Annotated in this window: 14 protein-coding genes; 8 read left to right on the top strand and 6 right to left on the bottom strand. The window is 52.6% G+C overall.

All coding sequences use genetic code 11. The features are described from left to right. Positions 1 to 323 precede the first annotated feature (323 nt). From N7268_RS04445 to N7268_RS04430, 4 genes are all read left to right on the top strand, one after another. The gene (locus N7268_RS04445) at positions 324 to 431 is read left to right on the top strand and encodes a type I toxin-antitoxin system toxin Ldr family protein (protein WP_198906996.1); all 108 of its coding nucleotides are present in this window, start codon (positions 324 to 326) and stop codon (positions 429 to 431) included. A 226-nt stretch (positions 432 to 657) separates the two neighbouring features. Beyond that, positions 658 to 2,643 (top strand): biofilm formation regulator HmsP, encoded by a 1,986-nt coding sequence (hmsP, locus tag N7268_RS04440; RefSeq protein ID WP_198906997.1) that lies wholly within the window; start codon positions 658 to 660, stop codon positions 2,641 to 2,643. 178 nt (positions 2,644 to 2,821) lie between these two features. Beyond that, on the top strand, positions 2,822 to 4,108 hold the full coding sequence (dctA, locus tag N7268_RS04435) for a dicarboxylate/amino acid:cation symporter (RefSeq protein ID WP_198906998.1): 1,287 nt from the start codon (positions 2,822 to 2,824) through the stop codon (positions 4,106 to 4,108). A gap of 222 nt (positions 4,109 to 4,330) precedes the next feature. Then, positions 4,331 to 5,824, top strand: a complete 1,494-nt coding sequence (locus N7268_RS04430) for a M16 family metallopeptidase (protein WP_260861913.1) — start codon at positions 4,331 to 4,333, stop codon at positions 5,822 to 5,824. 40 nt (positions 5,825 to 5,864) lie between these two features. On the opposite strand, the gene N7268_RS04425 is transcribed toward N7268_RS04430, so the two are convergent. Then, positions 5,865 to 6,794, bottom strand: a complete 930-nt coding sequence (locus tag N7268_RS04425; RefSeq protein WP_260861912.1) for a sugar kinase — start codon at positions 6,792 to 6,794, stop codon at positions 5,865 to 5,867. A 231-nt stretch (positions 6,795 to 7,025) separates the two neighbouring features. On the opposite strand from N7268_RS04425, the gene pdeH reads away from it, so the two are divergent. Both pdeH and N7268_RS04415 read left to right on the top strand, forming a co-directional pair. Continuing rightward, on the top strand, positions 7,026 to 7,793 hold the full coding sequence (gene pdeH, locus N7268_RS04420; protein WP_260861911.1) for a cyclic-guanylate-specific phosphodiesterase: 768 nt from the start codon (positions 7,026 to 7,028) through the stop codon (positions 7,791 to 7,793). Positions 7,794 to 7,871: 78 nt separating this feature from the next. Then, entirely contained in the window at positions 7,872 to 9,932 is a 2,061-nt protein-coding gene (locus N7268_RS04415) for an AsmA family protein (protein ID WP_260861910.1), read from the top strand. Between the two features lie 47 nt (positions 9,933 to 9,979). Here N7268_RS04415 and N7268_RS04410 read toward each other — a convergent pair whose 3' ends face one another. The 3 genes from N7268_RS04410 to N7268_RS04400 form a co-directional block, all read right to left on the bottom strand. Next, positions 9,980 to 11,302: an MFS transporter gene (locus tag N7268_RS04410; RefSeq protein WP_260861909.1), complete on the bottom strand. Its 1,323-nt coding sequence runs from the start codon at positions 11,300 to 11,302 to the stop codon at positions 9,980 to 9,982. Positions 11,303 to 11,599: 297 nt separating this feature from the next. Beyond that, complete coding sequence (yhjD, locus tag N7268_RS04405; protein WP_260861908.1) at positions 11,600 to 12,616, bottom strand: inner membrane protein YhjD; 1,017 nt, start codon at positions 12,614 to 12,616, stop codon at positions 11,600 to 11,602. Between the two features lie 79 nt (positions 12,617 to 12,695). Next, positions 12,696 to 13,595 (bottom strand): LysR family transcriptional regulator, encoded by a 900-nt coding sequence (locus N7268_RS04400; protein WP_260861907.1) that lies wholly within the window; start codon positions 13,593 to 13,595, stop codon positions 12,696 to 12,698. A gap of 118 nt (positions 13,596 to 13,713) precedes the next feature. On the opposite strand from N7268_RS04400, the gene N7268_RS04395 reads away from it, so the two are divergent. Together N7268_RS04395 and N7268_RS04390 are read left to right on the top strand one after the other, a co-directional pair. After that, complete coding sequence (locus N7268_RS04395) at positions 13,714 to 14,472, top strand: SDR family NAD(P)-dependent oxidoreductase (RefSeq protein ID WP_260861906.1); 759 nt, start codon at positions 13,714 to 13,716, stop codon at positions 14,470 to 14,472. A gap of 367 nt (positions 14,473 to 14,839) precedes the next feature. Then, a complete protein-coding gene (locus tag N7268_RS04390) occupies positions 14,840 to 15,442 on the top strand; it encodes a response regulator transcription factor (protein WP_260861905.1) in 603 nt (200 codons plus the stop codon). A gap of 18 nt (positions 15,443 to 15,460) precedes the next feature. On the opposite strand, the gene N7268_RS04385 is transcribed toward N7268_RS04390, so the two are convergent. Together N7268_RS04385 and N7268_RS04380 are read right to left on the bottom strand one after the other, a co-directional pair. Next, entirely contained in the window at positions 15,461 to 15,811 is a 351-nt protein-coding gene (locus N7268_RS04385) for a glycoside hydrolase family protein (RefSeq protein ID WP_260861904.1), read from the bottom strand. Positions 15,812 to 15,898: 87 nt separating this feature from the next. Further along, positions 15,899 to 16,438 carry a GNAT family N-acetyltransferase gene (locus N7268_RS04380; RefSeq protein WP_260861903.1) on the bottom strand — a complete coding sequence of 180 codons (540 nt, stop codon included), beginning with the start codon at positions 16,436 to 16,438 and terminating at the stop codon, positions 15,899 to 15,901. Between the last annotated feature and the right edge of the window lie 103 nt (positions 16,439 to 16,541).

Below are 16,541 nucleotides of genomic sequence, written 5' to 3'. Positions count from 1 at the left end.
CGTTGTCAGGAAAATTGCCATCTGGCAAAAAACTTTCCAGCCAGGGTGGATGCGCGCGTACTCGTCTCATTGCGAAGCTTCACGCAGACTGAGTTATGGCGGGGTGATAGGAGACGATCGTTACCGTAGAATCTGCAGCAAGCCGGGGTTTCCCGGTGAGGCGCAATGTTGCGGGGGCTTGATCCCCGGCGGCATCGGTTGCTGGAAAGAGAAAACCCCCGCACGTTGTTCGGTATAAACCTGGCAACAAAACGGGGGCTAACTTGAACCCAGACAATTCAAGAATAGCCGCGAACAGTTGCCATTGCAACACAGGCGGTTATATGACACTCGCGCAGTTAGGCATTGCCTTCTGGCACGATCTGGTCGCTCCAATCATCGCTGGCATTATCGCCAGCCTGATTGTGAACTGGCTGCGTAACAGGAAGTAATAGGGCCCGTGGGCGTCAGCCTGCCGCGATGGCAACATGCGCCCGAACCAGGCCGCAGGGGCTAACCTTGCGGCCTTTTTCGTCTTAATTGCCGGTAAGTGTCCACGTCAAGTGCCTAATCTGCAGCGAAAATGCACATGGGGAAGTTTTCAGATACCGCCTCTCTTAATACCGCTATGATCGGGTATACTCTGACGGCAGTTTCGTCTATCCCTGGAGAGTCAGTTTGCGTGTCAGTCGCTCGTTAACAATTAAGCAGATGGCGATGGTTGCAGCCGTTGTCATGGTGTTTGTTTTTATTTTTTGCACCGTTTTGCTGTTCCATTTGGTCCAGCAGAACCGCTATAACACGGCTACGCAACTGGAAAGCATCGCTCGATCCGTCCGTGAACCGCTGTCGGCCACTATTCTGAAAGGGGATATTCCTGAAGCGGAAGCCATTTTAAGAAGTATTCGGCCTGCAGGCGTGGTAAGCCGCGCGGATGTGGTACTGCCCAATCAATTCCAGGCGTTGCGGATGAGCTTTATTCCCGAACGTCCTGTCCCGGTGATGGTGACCCGCCTGTTTGAACTTCCGGTGCAGATTTCGCTGCCGGTTTATTCCCTTGAGCGTTCGGCCAACCCGCAGCCGCTGGCGTACCTGGTGCTGCAGGCGGATTCGTACCGTATGTACAAATTCGTCATGAGCACGCTCTCTACGTTAGTGACCATTTACTTACTTTTGTCATTAATTCTGACGGTGGCCATCTCCTGGTGTATTAACCGCTTGATTGTGCACCCGTTACGTAAAATAGCCCGTGAATTAAACGAGATCCCCCAGCAGGCGTTGATAGGTTATCAACTGGCGTTGCCACGTCTGCATCAGGATGACGAGATTGGGATGCTGGTCCGCAGCTATAACCTGAATCAGCAGATTATTCAGCGCCACAGCGAAGAGCAAAGTGATTATTCAATGCGGTTTCCGGTCTCTGGCCTGCCCAACAAAACGTTTTTAATGGGGTTACTGGAACAGGTTGTTTCTCGCAAGCAGACAACGGCGCTCATGATTGTCACCTGCGAAACCTTGCGTGATACCGCGGGCGTACTGACTGAAACCCAACGGGAAATCCTGTTGTTGACGCTGGTTGAGAAACTGAAATCGGTGCTGGCGCCCAGAATGGTGCTCACACAGGTGAGCGGCTATGACTTCGCCATTATTGCGCACGGTGTGAAGGAACCCTGGCACGCGATTACTTTAGGTCAGCAAGTACTCACTATCATGAATGAGCGGTTGCCTATTCAGAGCCTCCAGCTGCGCCCAAACTGTAACATTGGGGTGGCGATGTTCTACGGGGATTTGAGCGCCGAAGATCTTTACAGCCGTGCGCTCTCGGCGGCGTTAACCTCCCGGCGCAGAGGTAAAAATCAGATCCAGTTCTTTGACCCGCAACAAATGGAAGAAGCTCAGCAGCGTTTGACGGAAGAGAACGACATTCTTACCGCACTGGATAACCAGCAGTTTGCGCTGTGGATGCAGCCTCAGGTGGCAATCTCCAGCGGTAAGGTGTTGAGTGCGGAAGCACTGTTGCGCATCCAGCAGCCGGACGGAAGCTGGGAACTGCCGGAAGGGTTAATCGACAGAATTGAATCCTGCGGGCTGATGGTGACTGTGGGTTACTGGATCCTGGAAGAGTCCTGCCGCCAGCTTTCCGCCTGGCAGGAGCGCGGTCTGATGCTGCCGCTGTCGGTGAATCTGTCTGCGTTACAACTGATGCACCCCAATATGGTGTCGGATCTGCTGGAATTGTTAAATCGTTATCGCATTAAGCCCGGTACTTTGATTCTGGAAGTGACCGAAAGCCGGCATATTGATGATCCAAACGCCGCGGTGGCTATTTTGCGGCCATTGCGCAATGCGGGTGTGCGTATCGCACTGGATGATTTTGGTATGGGATATGCGGGCCTGCGGCAGCTACAACACATGAAATCGTTGCCGGTAGATGTGCTCAAAATCGATAAGATGTTTGTTGAAGGATTACCCGAAGACAGCAGCATGATCACCGCCATTATTCAACTGGCCCACAGCCTTGATCTGCAAATGATTGCCGAAGGTGTTGAAACACAAGCGCAACGCGAGTGGTTGTCCCAGGCGGGCGTGGAAGTGGCGCAAGGATTCCTGTTTGCCCGTCCGGTTCCGGCAGATATCTTCGAAGAACGTTATTTAACGCAGTAATGAGCTGATTACAAAACTTAAAAAAGGTCTCGCTTGTGCGAGCCAGCTCAAATTTTTTAACAAATTTGTATCAATTATGATCTATGTACATTTCTGTGATGTTGTGTGGGTGTTACTTTAAGGCCGCAGGTTAAATAAAACCTTACAAGACCTGTGGTTTTTACTTTAAGGACACCCTATGAAAACCTCTATCTTCAAAAGCCTTTACTTTCAGGTCCTGACAGCGATAGCCATCGGTATTCTCCTTGGCCATTACTACCCTGAATTAGGCGCCCAAATGAAACCGCTTGGCGACGCGTTCGTTAAGCTCATTAAGATGGTCATCGCACCTGTTATCTTCTGTACTGTCGTTACCGGCATTGCAGGAATGGAAAGTATGAAAGCAGTCGGCCGCACTGGTGCGGTTGCACTGCTTTATTTTGAGGTGGTCAGTACGATTGCGCTGATCATTGGTCTTATCATCGTCAACGTGGTGCAACCCGGTGCCGGGATGAACGTTGATCCGGCGACGCTGGATGCAAAAGCGGTTGCAATATACGCTGAGCAGGCAAAAGACCAGGGGATTGTCGGCTTCCTGATGGATATTATCCCGGGTAGCGTCATTGGCGCGTTCGCCAGCGGCAACATTCTGCAGGTACTGCTGTTTGCGGTGATGTTTGGTTTTGCTCTGCACCGTCTGGGCAGCAAAGGCCAAATGATCTTCAACGTTATTGAAAGCTTCTCGCAGGTCATTTTCGGCATTATCAACATGATCATGCGCCTGGCGCCTATCGGTGCTTTCGGTGCGATGGCCTTTACCATCGGTAAATATGGCGTCGGAACGCTGGTGCAATTGGGGCAGTTGATTGTCTGCTTCTACATCACCTGTATTCTGTTTGTGGTTGTAGTACTGGGGTCTATTGCCCGCGCAACCGGCTTTAGCATCTTCAAATTCATCCGCTATATCCGTGAAGAGTTGCTGATCGTACTGGGTACCTCATCTTCCGAGTCTGCGCTGCCGCGTATGCTCGACAAGATGGAAAAGCTGGGCTGCCGGAAGTCGGTCGTCGGGCTGGTGATTCCTACCGGCTACTCGTTTAACCTTGATGGTACATCGATCTATCTGACGATGGCGGCGGTGTTTATCGCTCAGGCAACGAACAGTCATATGGATATCGTCCATCAGATAACCCTGCTGGTCGTGCTTCTGCTCTCCTCTAAAGGGGCCGCGGGCGTCACCGGAAGTGGCTTTATCGTTCTGGCCGCCACTATTTCAGCCGTCGGACACTTGCCGATTGCGGGTCTGGCGCTGATTCTCGGTATTGACCGCTTCATGTCTGAAGCCCGTGCGCTGACCAACCTGATTGGCAACGGTGTGGCAACGGTCGTTGTGGCGAAATGGGTTAAAGAACTGGACCACAAAAAGCTGGATGATGTGCTGAATAATCGTGCGCAGGATGGCAAAACGCACGAATTATCCTCCTAATCTCATCACTTATGCCCGTAGTCCCTTCCAGGACTGCGGGTGTTTGCGCATAATTACCCCCTGTGCCTGAAACCGCCAATTCGGCGGTGTCGGGTTTTTTTCACTTCTGCCGTGACATTTTTATGTTCTCGCGGTCTAACACGAAGTGTTTTTACCGTCATATTCAGAGAGTCCATTTATGGGCTGTCTTTTTATTACCAGGATTGTTGATCAGGGGTTCACATGCAGGGCACAAAAATTCGACTTTTAGCGGGCGGCTTGCTGATGATGGCCTCTGCCGGCTATGTGCAGGCAGATGCGCTCCAGCCTGATCCGGCGTGGCAACAGGGCACGCTGGCAAATGGTTTGCAGTGGCAGGTACTCGCCACTCCCCAGCGCCCCAGCGACCGTATCGAGGTTCGCCTGCTGGTTAATACCGGTTCACTCACCGAAAGTACGCAACAGAGTGGTTTCAGCCATGCGATCCCGCGTATCGCGCTGACGCAAAGCGGTGGCCTCGATGCCACGCAAGCCCGTTCTTTATGGCAGCAGGGGTTCGATCCAAAACGTCCCATGCCGCCGGTTATCGTTTCTTATGATTCCACGCTGTATAACCTCAGCTTGCCCAATAGCCGCAACGACCTGCTGAAAGAGTCGCTCTCTTATCTGGCGAATATCTCCGGCAAGCTTTCTATTACGCCCGAAACGGTCAACCATGCGCTAAGCAGCGAAGACATGGTGGCGACCTGGCCTATGGATACCAAAGAAGGGTGGTGGCGCTATCGTCTGAAGGGATCGACGCTATTGGGACACGATCCCGCCGATCCGTTGAAAACCCCCATCGACGCCGCGAAAATTCAGTCGTTCTACCAGAAATGGTATACCCCAGATGCCATGACGCTGATTATCGTGGGTAACGTTGATGCGCGTAACGTGGCTGAGCAAATCAATAAAACCTTTGGTGAATTGAAAGGAAAACGTGAAACGCCGGCTCCGGTGCCTACGCTCTCTCCGCTGCGCGCAGAGGCCGTGAGCATTATGACCGAAGCGGTGCGTCAGGATCGCCTTTCCATCATGTGGGATACGCCGTGGCAGCCGATCCGTGAATCTGCCGCGCTGTTGCGCTACTGGCGTGCTGATTTAGCCCGTGAAGCGCTGTTCTGGCATATTCAGCAGACGCTGACCAAAAACAACGCGAAAGATATCGGCCTCGGCTTTGACTGCCGGGTACTGTTCTTGCGCGCGCAGTGTGCCATCAACATTGAGTCACCGAACGATAAGCTGAACGCGAATCTGGGTATGGTCGCGCGTGAGCTGGCGAAAGTGCGTGAGAAAGGCCTGCCGGAAGAAGAGTTCAATGCGCTGGTGGCGCAAAAGAATCTGGAGCTGCAGAAATTGTTCGCGACCTATGGCCGCACGGATACCGATATTTTGATCAGCCAACGTCTGCGCTCGCTGCAAAATCAGGTGGTGGATATCGCGCCAGAACAATATCAGCGCTTGCGCCAGAATTTCCTCAACGGTCTGACCGTTGACATGTTGAACCAGGATCTGCGCCAGCAGTTATCGCAAGAAATGGCGTTAATTCTGCTGCAGCCAAAAGGTGAGCCTGAATTCAATATGAAGGATCTGCAGGCGACGTGGGATCAAATTATGGCACCGGTTACCGCTGCGGCGGCTTCCGTTGAAACGGATGAGTCTCACGCTGAAGTGACAGATATTCCGCCGGTACAATAATAGGGAAGAGCCCTCTCCCGGTTGGGAGAGGGTGACAGGATTACTGCGGCATGGCGTCGTGGGGAATAATCGCCCCGCGATGCTGAATCACCGTACTTGCCGTCAGGTGACCGCGTTTGGCGGCATCAGTGGCATTACCACCGGTTAAACGTACAGCCAGGTAACCTGCGCTGAACGAATCGCCTGCGGCGGTGGTATCAATCACTTTCTCTTTCGGTAATTTTACCGCCGGTACGTCGATGCATGCTTCACCCTGGATGGAAACCAGGCAAGAGTCTGCGCCGCGCTTCACCACCACTTCCTCGACGCCTGCTGCGTGAGTACGGGCAATCACGTCTGCAACGGGTTTTTCACCCCAGAGCGCGTCTTCGTCGTCCAGCGTCAGGAACGCAATGTTGGTGCACTCCAGCATCTGCTGATACACCTGCTGTGTCTCTTCTTTACTGCTCCACAGGCGTGGGCGGTAGTTGTTGTCAAAAATAACCTTTCCGCCGTTGGCGCGGCATTCGCGCAACAGCGACAGCAGTTTGTCACGGCTTGCCGGGCTTAAAATCGCGAGGCTGATGCCGCTCAGATACAGGTAATCGAAGGTTGCCAGCTCTTCGCAAATGGCCGCTGACTGCTCGCTCTCCAGCCAGAATTTCGCCGCGGCCTCATTACGCCAGTAATAGAAGGTACGCTCACCGGTGCTGTCGGTCTCAATGTAATAGAGGCCCGGCAGGCGATTTTCCATACGCTGTGTTAAGGAGGTATCGACGTTTTCACTTTGCCAGGATTCCAGCATTTGCTGACTGAAATTGTCAGTGCCCAGCGCCGTCACATAGTGTACGGAAAGGGCGGCAGAATCGACCTGACGGGCGATATAAACGGATGTATTCAACGTGTCGCCACCGAATCCGCGCTGAACGTCAGCGCCTTTCTGTGACAGCTCAATCATGCATTCGCCAATCACGGCAATCTTTCTGGACATAGTCGTAACCTGCTCTGAAAAAAATTAGCGTTAGTGTGCGCTGTGGGTGTTAAGTGGTCAACTATATTAAAACATCGTTCCATTATTTTTTTGAGCCAGCACGTGTTCTGTGTGAATTTTTTGCCGTGTCGTTTTTATTTTGCGTACTGCTGAACGTAAAGTTCTGCGTCTGAGCGCCGATAACCTTTGACGAGTCCGGTCAGTCACACTTTTATTTACAGGACACCTCAGATGATAAAGCAGGTTACCCAGCAGCTAAGTACGCCTGATGCGAGTATCGAAAGCTTGCAGGAGCGACGCTATTGGCTGCAGTGCGAGCGTGCTTACACCTACCAGCCGATTTACCAGACCAACGGACGGTTAATGGCCGTTGAGCTGCTGACTGTCGTGAGACACCCCGATAACCCTTCACAGCGCATTGCGCCAGATCGTTATTTTGCTGAAGTGGCCGTACGACACCGGGTCGATGTGGTGAAAGAACAGCTTCACCAGCTTCAGTTAAAAAGTGAATTTTTCAGCACCCACGGTCTGCTGGCGTCAGTGAATGTGGATGGCCCAACATTAATTGCGATGCGTCAGGACCCCGATATTCTGAAAAGCATCGAATGCTTGCCCTGGCTGCGCTTTGAACTGGTGGAGCATATCCGGTTGCCGAAAGGGTCATCCTTTGCCTCGATGTGCGAATTTGGCCCACTCTGGCTGGATGATTTTGGGACCGGGATGGCGAATTTCTCAGCCCTCAGCGAAGTGAGCTACGACTACATTAAAGTGGCGCGGGATCTCTTCGTTATGCTGCGCCAAACACCGGAAGGCCGGAATTTATTCACCCTATTATTACAGCTCATGAACCGCTATTGCCGCGGAGTGATTGTCGAAGGTGTCGAAACGCTGGAAGAGTGGCGAGATGTACAAAACTCACCGGCGTTTGCCGCACAGGGCTATTTTCTCTCTCGTCCGGTTCCTCTGGATACCCTTGAAGAGGTGATCTTGTCGCTCTGATGCACGCGTCGTGTGCCTCGTTTTTGCCCTGCTGGACTATCTTTAGGACAGGCAAGGGAGGAAGTGAGGAGCGACCCTATGACGAAAGCAGGCAAAATAACGACCGTTGTATCAGGGGTTTTCTTGTTGTTGATCGTCGTACTCATCATCGTGATTGCGACATTTGACTGGAACCGGCTCAAACCGACCATCAACCAGAAAGTCTCTACTGAACTCAATCGACCCTTCGCGATACGGGGGGATTTAGGCGTGGTCTGGGAGCGCCAGAAGCAGGAAACCGGCTGGCGAAGCTGGGTTCCGTGGCCGCATGTTCATGCTGAAGATATTATTCTTGGCAACCCACCTGATATTCCCGATGTCACCATGGTGCACCTTCCTCGCGTGGAAGCGACCCTCGCTCCGCTGGCCCTGCTGACGAAAACGGTCTGGTTACCCTGGATCAAACTGGTGAAACCGGATGCCCGGCTTATCCGCCTGTCGGAGAAAAATAACAACTGGACCTTTACCCTGGCCGGGGATGAGAACCGCGATCCTAATGCTCCTCCCTCCGACTGGTCTTTCCGGCTGGACAATATTTTGTTCGATCAGGGACGTATCGCCATCAATGATAACGTCACTCGTTCTGAGCTTGAGATTCTGGTCGATCCGCTGGGCAAGCCGCTGCCCTTCAGTGAAGTCACCGGAACGAAAGGCAAAGAGGGAAGCGTCAACGTTGAGGACTACGTTTTTGGTCTGAAAGCGCAAGGACGCTATAACGGCGAACCGCTGACCGGCACGGGAAAAATCGGCGGAATGCTGGCGTTACGCAGTGAGGGCACCCCTTTTCCGGTACAAGCTGACTTCCGCTCGGGTAACACGCGGGTGGCATTTGTCGGAACGGTGAGTGACCCGATGAATCTTGGCGGCGTGGATCTTCAGCTTAAATTCTCAGGCGATTCGTTAGGTGATTTATACGATTTGACCGGTGTACTTCTGCCGGACACCCCGCCATTTGAAACCGACGGACGGCTGGTAGCAAAAACCGGCACCGGGAAATCCTCTGTGTTTCGTTACCGCGATTTTAATGGCCGCATTGGCGACAGCGATATTCACGGCACGCTCGCCTATACCACCGGTAAGCCACGCCCGAAGCTGGAGGGGGACGTCGAGTCGCGTCAGTTGCGGCTGGCAGATTTGGGACCGCTGATTGGCGTTGATTCCGGGAAAGGCGCGGAGCGGGCGAAACAGTCTGAGCAGCGTAAAGGTGAGAAGAGCGTTCAACCGGCGGGTAAAGTTTTACCTTATGATCGCTTTGAGACTGACAAATGGGACGTCATGGACGCTGACGTGCGCTTCAAAGGACGGCGTATTGAGCACGGTAGTAGCCTGCCCATCAGCGATCTCTCTACCCATATCATCCTGGACAATGCCGACCTGCGGCTGCAACCGCTGAAATTTGGTCTGGCAGGGGGCAGTATCGTTTCCCGAATCCATCTGGAAGGCGATAAAAAGCCGATGCGGGGGCAGGCAGATATTCAGGCGCGTCGCCTGAAGCTAAAACAGCTGATGCCGGACGTCGAACTGATGCAGAAAACGTTGGGGGAAATGAACGGTGATGCCAAATTCAACGGTACGGGGAATTCGATAGCCGCGCTGCTTGGAAACAGTAATGGCAATCTGAAACTCCTGATGAATGACGGGCTGATCAGCCGAAATCTGATGGAGATTGTTGGGCTGAATCTGGGCAACTATATTGTCGGGCAGATATTCGGTGATGACGAGGTGCGGGTGAACTGCGCGGCAGCGAACCTGGATATCGTCAACGGTGTCGCCCGCCCACAGATTTTTGCTTTCGATACGGAAAATGCGGTCATCAATGTGACCGGAACCGCGAGCTTTGCTTCTGAGCAACTGGACTTAACGATCGACCCGGAGAGCAAGGGCATCCGTATTATTACGCTGCGTTCACCGCTGTATGTGCGTGGGACGTTCAAAAATCCGCAGGCCGGTGTGAAAGCCGGGCCGCTGATTGCGCGTGGCGCGGTTGCTGCCGCGCTGGCGACGCTGGTCACACCCGCCGCCGCCCTGCTGGCGCTGATCTCCCCTTCTGAGGGCGAGGCGAATCAGTGCCGGACCATTTTGTCGCAGATGAAGAAGTAAAATCGGGAAGTATTGCCGGATGGCGGTGGAACCATCCGGCAGTCACATTACAACGACTGATGACGCGTCTCATGGGTTAACAGCAGTGCTATCAGGGTTAATGTCGCCATTGACGCCAGATAGAGTCCCACCGCTGGCAGGCCGTAGTTTCCCTGTAACCATGCGGCAATATAAGGGGCTACGGAAGCGCCGAGAATCGATGAAACGTTATACGAGAATGATGCCCCGGTGTAACGAACCTCAGTCGGGAACAGCTCCGGCAGCAGCGCACCCATCGGGCCGAATGTCAGTCCCATCAGGCTCAGCCCCAGCAACAGGAAGGCGAACACCAGTGCCGGATTACCGGAACCCAGCAACGGTTTAAACGCAAACAGGGCGAACAGAATGATCAGCGTGGTGATGATGAGCATGCTTTTGCGACGACCAAAGGCGTCGGCCAGCAGACCCGCCACGGGCACCATGACGCCAAAGCCAATCACCGCCATCATCAGCATCCACAAGACTTCATTACGTGGTAAACCCAGACCCACCGGGGCGGCGGCGGTGCTGAATGTCATGGAATAGACGGTCATGATATAGAACAGCGTATAGGTCGCCAGCATGATGAAGGTGCCGAGGAGGGTTACGCGAACATGTTTTGTCAGCAACGTGCCCAGCGGGATTTTCACCTGCTTTTTCGCCGCCGCCACTTTGGCGAAGACGGGAGATTCATGCAGCGAAACGCGAACGTACAGACCGATAATCACCAGCACCGCTGAGAAGATGAACGGTACGCGCCATCCCCAGCTCATAAACTGCTCATCGGTGAGCAACCAGGAGAGCAGCAGGAACGTCCCGTTGGCAAAGAAGAAGCCGATAGGCGCACCCAACTGTGGGAAGGAGCCGTACAGTGCGCGCTTACGCGCCGGCGCATTTTCTGTCGCCAGCAGCGCCGCGCCGCCCCATTCACCGCCGAGGCCTAAACCTTGCCCAAAACGCGCCAGCGCCAGCAGCAGTGGTGCGAAAATACCGATAGTTTCATAACCCGGCAACAGACCAATGACGACCGTCGAGATCCCCATCGTCAGCAGCGAAGCAACCAGCGTCACTTTACGCCCTACGCGGTCGCCGAAATGGCCGAACACGGCAGAGCCGATTGGTCGCGCCACAAAGGCGATAGCGAAGGTGGCAAGAGACTGAAGCGTTGCCGCTGCCGGGTCGCCCTGCGGGAAGAAGATATGGGGGAATACGATCACCGCGGCGGTCGCGTAAATGTAGAAGTCGAAGAACTCAATGGCGGTGCCGATGAGTGAGGCGACGACGACTTTATTGCGCGAGTTAACCGGGGTGTGTTCCTGTTCGTTGTCGAGCGTTGTGGCTGTTGCTTGCATAATATTTTCTTATTTTTGGTCGAACGAATGGTCATATTACGCACAGCAAAAGAGACATTTCAATCTGTAACAGGCGTTGATTCTGGTCAAAAACAACGCAAAAAGGGGATAATTTTTAGGCTGAAGTTTTAACTTCTATGAAATGCTTCACATAATTTAAAACTTGGATGATAAAACCAGAATTTGGTTAAATAAAAGTTAAGGGTTGGATTTATATTCTGGAAAATAGGGCGGGTGTCGATGCAAGCATCGGAACACTGCCGGATAAGCGTCACCTTATCCGGCATCTACTGCCCGTTAGCGGTGGGTTTTCCCCGGCATTCGCGGGTCATCTTTGTATTCAGCTGTGGCTATCCAGGCCGCGCAAAACAGGGTCAGACGGGCGAAGAAGTAGAAGAAAGCCATCAGCCCGAGCACAGAACCAAATGCCGCACCTGATGGTGATTTCACCAGCGATGGCAGCGTATACGTCATAATAATTTTGATCGCTTCAAACCCGAGCGCGGCGATAAAGGTGCCGCGAATAAGCGCTTTTCTGCGCGGGCGGTGGCGCGGCAGTCGCCAGAAAATCCAGAAGAACAGCAAATAGTTGGCAAAAATGGAGATCGCCAGGCCGATCATGCGCCAGGCGGGTTTCAGCCATTCGATGCTGTCGAGATACAGTGCGGAGATAATCATCTGCTGGGCGGAGCCCGCGATGGACGTGATGGACAGGGTGACGATCAGCGCAATCAGTAATCCGATCAATGAGATAAAATCACGCAGATACTTAACCCAGATTTTTTCCTGATCTTGCGGCGTGCGCTCCCAGACATCCCGCGATTGGGCTCGAATGGCCTCGCGCAGATTCCCCATCCAGTTAATCCCGGAATAGAGCGCGATCCCCAGCCCCACCAGACCAACGGTAGTACGCTGCTGAACCGCAGTGTTGATGGTGCTTTTCAGCGTGGATGCAAGCGTGGGGTCACTGACGTTCATCAGGATTTTGCTAAAGATGTCCTGCAACAAGGTGGGGTGCGAGGCGAGAATAAAACCGGCCGCGGCAAATGACACCATCAGAATGGGGATCATCGACAGGAACGAGAAATAGGTGATGGCCGCGCCAAACTGATTTCCCATGCGGTCATTAAAACGCTCGGCGGCACGGATCAGATGGGCGATGGCGGGCTGATTCTGGATTTTTTCTGCCAGCGTTTTGGCTGTGTTCAGCGCCTGGTTCGCCTTCGCATTTTTTAGCGGTGACGTGGAGACTTCCTGCTGTGAAGCCTGTTTTTGTGAATGGGTAGGGTGCTTTTCGTCGTGTTCCTGCGTCATCCGATCGGTGATCCTTATCTTGTGTACTCAAGACATTATAGCCTGCTCAGCCCCGTATCCCGAAAATTGGCCTGGCAGACTAATCCACATAGTCTTTCATTACTCCGGTCAGCCACTCCATAAACAGATGTACCCGACGGGAGAGATTGCGACGCTGCGGATACAACAGGGAAACCGGCAGAGGCTCGGCACGATACTGCGGCAACACTTCCACAAGCGTACCGGCACGTAGCGCATCGCGTACGCCCACGCGCGGCACCTGAATAATCCCCAGTCCGGCCAGGCTGGCTGCATGGTAGGTTTCGGTGCTATTCACCGTGAGCATGCCGCCGGTTTTAATCCATCGCGTGCCGGTGTCTGTCGCCACTTCGAAGCCCTGCGGGCGCGTACCTAAATTCACCGAATAATGCACAACCGCATGGGAAGCCAAATCCTCCAGGCTTTCTGGATAACCAAAGCGGGCAAGATACTGCGGACTGGCGCAGTTTATCTGTGTGAGTTTCCCCAGAGGACGGGCAATCAGCCCCGAGTCTTTCAACGTACCGACGCGCACCACGCAGTCGAAGCCTTCACGAATTAAATCCACCAGGCGGTCACTGCTACTGAGTTCGAGTTCAAGGCCTGGGTACTGATGCAAAAAAGCGGGCAGGCGGGGCATCACCAGATTCCTCGCGACACCCACCGGCATATCGACCCGCAGCTTACCGCTGATACTGGTCGGATCGTGATGGAATAACCCATCCAGCTCATCCAGATTGCTCAACAGATCTTTCGCGCGTTCGTAATAGATCATGCCGTCTTGCGTGAGCTGGACGCGCCGGGTCGTGCGGTGCAGAAGTTGTGTACCCAGATGATTTTCCAGGGCCTGGATTTGGCGCGATACGCTACCTTTAGGGAGTCCGAGAGTCTCTGCAGCGCGAGAAAAGCTTTCCAGTTCTGCGACGCGGATGAACAACTGCATTGCGTGAATTTTATCCATTCCCATGCCCTATTGTTGTTCTGAATGAAACAGTAATGCGCAGTCAGCGATATTTATTGTTTTTTTAACACCTAATAAGCTCTATCTCAATCTTCACACACCTGAAATGAGGTTTCTTATGACGCAACGTATCGCAATAGTGACCGGTGGCGGTCGTGGGCTTGGTAAAAACGCGGCGCTTAAACTGGCAGGCAAAGGAATTGGTATCATTCTGACGTGGAACAGCAATGAAAAAGAGGCTCAGCAGGTTGTGGATGAAATTCGGCAATCTGGCGGAAAAGCTGCGGCATTGCCGTTGAATGTCGGGGATATTTCTGGTTTTCCTCTTTTTGTTCAGCAGGTGCAGGACACCTTGCAAGCCGAGTGGCAAAGCGATGCGTTTGATTATTTATTGAACAACGCCGGGATCGGCATTAACGCGCCGTATTCAACCTTCGCCGAAGCGCAATTTGACCAACTTTTGAACATCCACTTTAAAGGGCCTTTTTTCCTGACGCAGTGTCTTTTACCGCTGATGAGAAAGGGGGGCAGGATCCTTAACGTCTCGAGCGGGTTGTCACGTTTTGCACTGCCAGGTTATAGCGCATATGCCGCCATGAAAGGGGCAATGGAAGTCCTCACCTGTTATCAGGCGAAAGAGTTAGGTGAGCGCGGGATTACCGCGAACATTATTGCGCCCGGCGCGATAGAAACCGATTTTGGCGGCGGGAATGTGCGTGACAATGCGCAGTTGAATGCCTACATCGCCTCGCAAACAGCACTGGGGCGCGTCGGGTTACCTGACGATATTGGTGATGCGATTGCGGCACTGCTTAGCGATGAGCTGGCCTGGATGACGGCGCAGCGCATAGAAGTGTCTGGCGGAATGTTCCTCTAATCCTGTAAGGTGCTTATTCAACGGGGAGTGGATAGTTGAATAAGCACTTAATGCTATCTTGCGTTTTGTAACATATTCGTTTACGACGCAGGATTTCTTATTTTTAGCCAACATCATAGACTGCCTGAAAATAATATTAATAAGAGATTTGTGAAGCTCAAAAATAAGATATTTCTTATGCTCTGGCATTATTTTCATCGGATTATGTAATCCTTTTGTTTGAGCTGTAACGATTTATAATTTCGACTTCTTTCTTCTCCTTTCGTCGGTAGAATGGCCTCCGCCAAAGGGTGAGTTCTTATTTTATCCCGAGGATAATACCCTTCCGCGTGTTAAGGCTAATATCTTATTCAGACGGAGAGAAATAATGCAGGTAATCATGTTTGACAGGCAGTCAATATTTATTCATGGAATGAATATAAGTTTGCAACAACATATTCCAGGAGTGGATGTTCAGGGTGTCAATCAGGCAGATGACCTTTGGCAAAAGCTGGAAGCCTATCCGAATGCGCTGGTGATACTTGACGGTGATTTCGATGGCGAGTTTTGCCGGGAATTACTGCAAAAAATCGCGCAGTCATTTTCGGCGGTAAAGGTACTGATAACGGCCACCGATTGCCGTAAAAAGTGGTTGCAGGAGGTCACGCAATTAAACGTGCTGGCCATTGTGCCGCGTGACTCTGACGTGGAAACGTTCGTCCTTGCGCTCAACAGCGTGGCGATGGGCATGATGTTTCTCCCCCGGGATTGTCTGACCTCACCGGAGAGCGGCGGCGACAATATAAAATCGTTAAGCGCACGTCAGCGAGAGATTCTGACCATGCTGGCGGCGGGAGAATCAAATAAACAAATAGGTCGGATGTTAAATATCAGCACCGGGACGGTAAAAGCCCATCTTGAGTCGCTTTATCAGCGCCTGGAAGTGAAAAACCGTACGCAGGCGGCGATGATGTTAAACGCATCACATTAACCGCGAATTATTTCACAGTCAGACTCTCTCTGGCTGTGAAATATTAACTGACCCCGTTACTGATGCAGGAATGGATGTTATTCCTGCGCTGAGCATCCACACAATGAGCGCTTCTTGCTGAAAGCGATCTTGTAGGTGCGGTAATTTCGCGCGCAGGTGCGCTTCATAACGACAGAGATCCTTGAGCAGGAGTTGTTCTGCCTGCACGAGGGAAATAGGCGTATCGAAGTTTTCATCTGCGGTAATTTCATGCCCGTAGCCGATGACCCATATTCCGTTTTGATCCTGGTATTTTTCCAGCGACAGACCCTGCCATTGCTTAATAAATGCGATACAGGCGGGGGTAAAGTGTCCGGGGCAGCGCGGCATCATCATTCCTCTGAAAAGAGGATTATTCTAAAGAAAACCAGCCGCGACGGTAGTTGCCGAACAGCCCGTTTTATTCAGTAAAACGCCTTATGGCTGAAGCGGATGATATTCCTGTTTTAACAGCCCGAAAATCCAGTCGTCATGCCAGGTTTGCTGCAGCCAGTAGCTTTCGCGTAGTGTGCCTTCGAGTACGAATCCCACCTTTTCCAGCAACTGTCGTGAAGCATAATTACCCGCCGTAACGCAGGCTGTCAGTCGGCGTATCCCACCGGCGGTAAAGGCAAAATCACAAACGGCGCGCAAGGACTCCGTACCATAGCCTTTGCCCTGTGCCTCAGGCGCAAACAGGAAACCGACTTCGGCACATTCATTGTTTTCATGAATATATCCAGTAATCCCCAGCGGTGACCCCGTGCCGTTATCGCAAACGACCAGACACAACCAGTGTGGGCTTGCGGGAGTCCATGCGGGTAAGCGTGAGTTGAAGGCGTCTCGTACCTCTTCTTCTGTACGGGCATCAGCAACAAATCGCATGACATCTGCATTCTGCTGCAACGACAGGAAAAAATGCCAGTCATCTCCCGTCAGCGGGCGACAGGTCAGTCGTGATGTTCTCAACAGGGGCAAGGACTTATCTCCGGGTGTATTTTCAAGGATTATGCAGCTGTCACTGTAAAACATGTTTATTTGTTATATGAATGTGTTTAGTTTACAACGGCACAACGTTGCA

The sequence above is a fragment of the Citrobacter sp. Marseille-Q6884 genome (assembly GCF_945906775.1).
In the GTDB taxonomy this organism is placed as follows: domain Bacteria; phylum Pseudomonadota; class Gammaproteobacteria; order Enterobacterales; family Enterobacteriaceae; genus Citrobacter.
Note: the sequence above shows the minus strand (reverse complement) of the source record. Positions and strands in the feature narration are given on the sequence as shown.

What these genes read in the sequence shown, in the direction of transcription:
- N7268_RS04445 (WP_198906996.1), top strand. Translation starts at nt 324, where the DNA reads ATGACACTCGCGCAGTTAGGCATTGCCTTCTGGCACGATCTGGTCGCT.
- dctA (WP_198906998.1), top strand. Translation starts at nt 2,822, where the DNA reads ATGAAAACCTCTATCTTCAAAAGCCTTTACTTTCAGGTCCTGACAGCG.
- N7268_RS04430 (WP_260861913.1), top strand. Translation starts at nt 4,331, where the DNA reads ATGCAGGGCACAAAAATTCGACTTTTAGCGGGCGGCTTGCTGATGATG.
- N7268_RS04425 (WP_260861912.1), bottom strand. Translation starts at nt 6,794, where the DNA reads ATGTCCAGAAAGATTGCCGTGATTGGCGAATGCATGATTGAGCTGTCA.
- pdeH (WP_260861911.1), top strand. Translation starts at nt 7,026, where the DNA reads ATGATAAAGCAGGTTACCCAGCAGCTAAGTACGCCTGATGCGAGTATC.
- N7268_RS04415 (WP_260861910.1), top strand. Translation starts at nt 7,872, where the DNA reads ATGACGAAAGCAGGCAAAATAACGACCGTTGTATCAGGGGTTTTCTTG.
- N7268_RS04410 (WP_260861909.1), bottom strand. Translation starts at nt 11,302, where the DNA reads ATGCAAGCAACAGCCACAACGCTCGACAACGAACAGGAACACACCCCG.
- yhjD (WP_260861908.1), bottom strand. Translation starts at nt 12,616, where the DNA reads ATGACGCAGGAACACGACGAAAAGCACCCTACCCATTCACAAAAACAG.
- N7268_RS04400 (WP_260861907.1), bottom strand. Translation starts at nt 13,595, where the DNA reads ATGGATAAAATTCACGCAATGCAGTTGTTCATCCGCGTCGCAGAACTG.
- N7268_RS04395 (WP_260861906.1), top strand. Translation starts at nt 13,714, where the DNA reads ATGACGCAACGTATCGCAATAGTGACCGGTGGCGGTCGTGGGCTTGGT.
- N7268_RS04390 (WP_260861905.1), top strand. Translation starts at nt 14,840, where the DNA reads ATGCAGGTAATCATGTTTGACAGGCAGTCAATATTTATTCATGGAATG.
- N7268_RS04385 (WP_260861904.1), bottom strand. Translation starts at nt 15,811, where the DNA reads ATGCCGCGCTGCCCCGGACACTTTACCCCCGCCTGTATCGCATTTATT.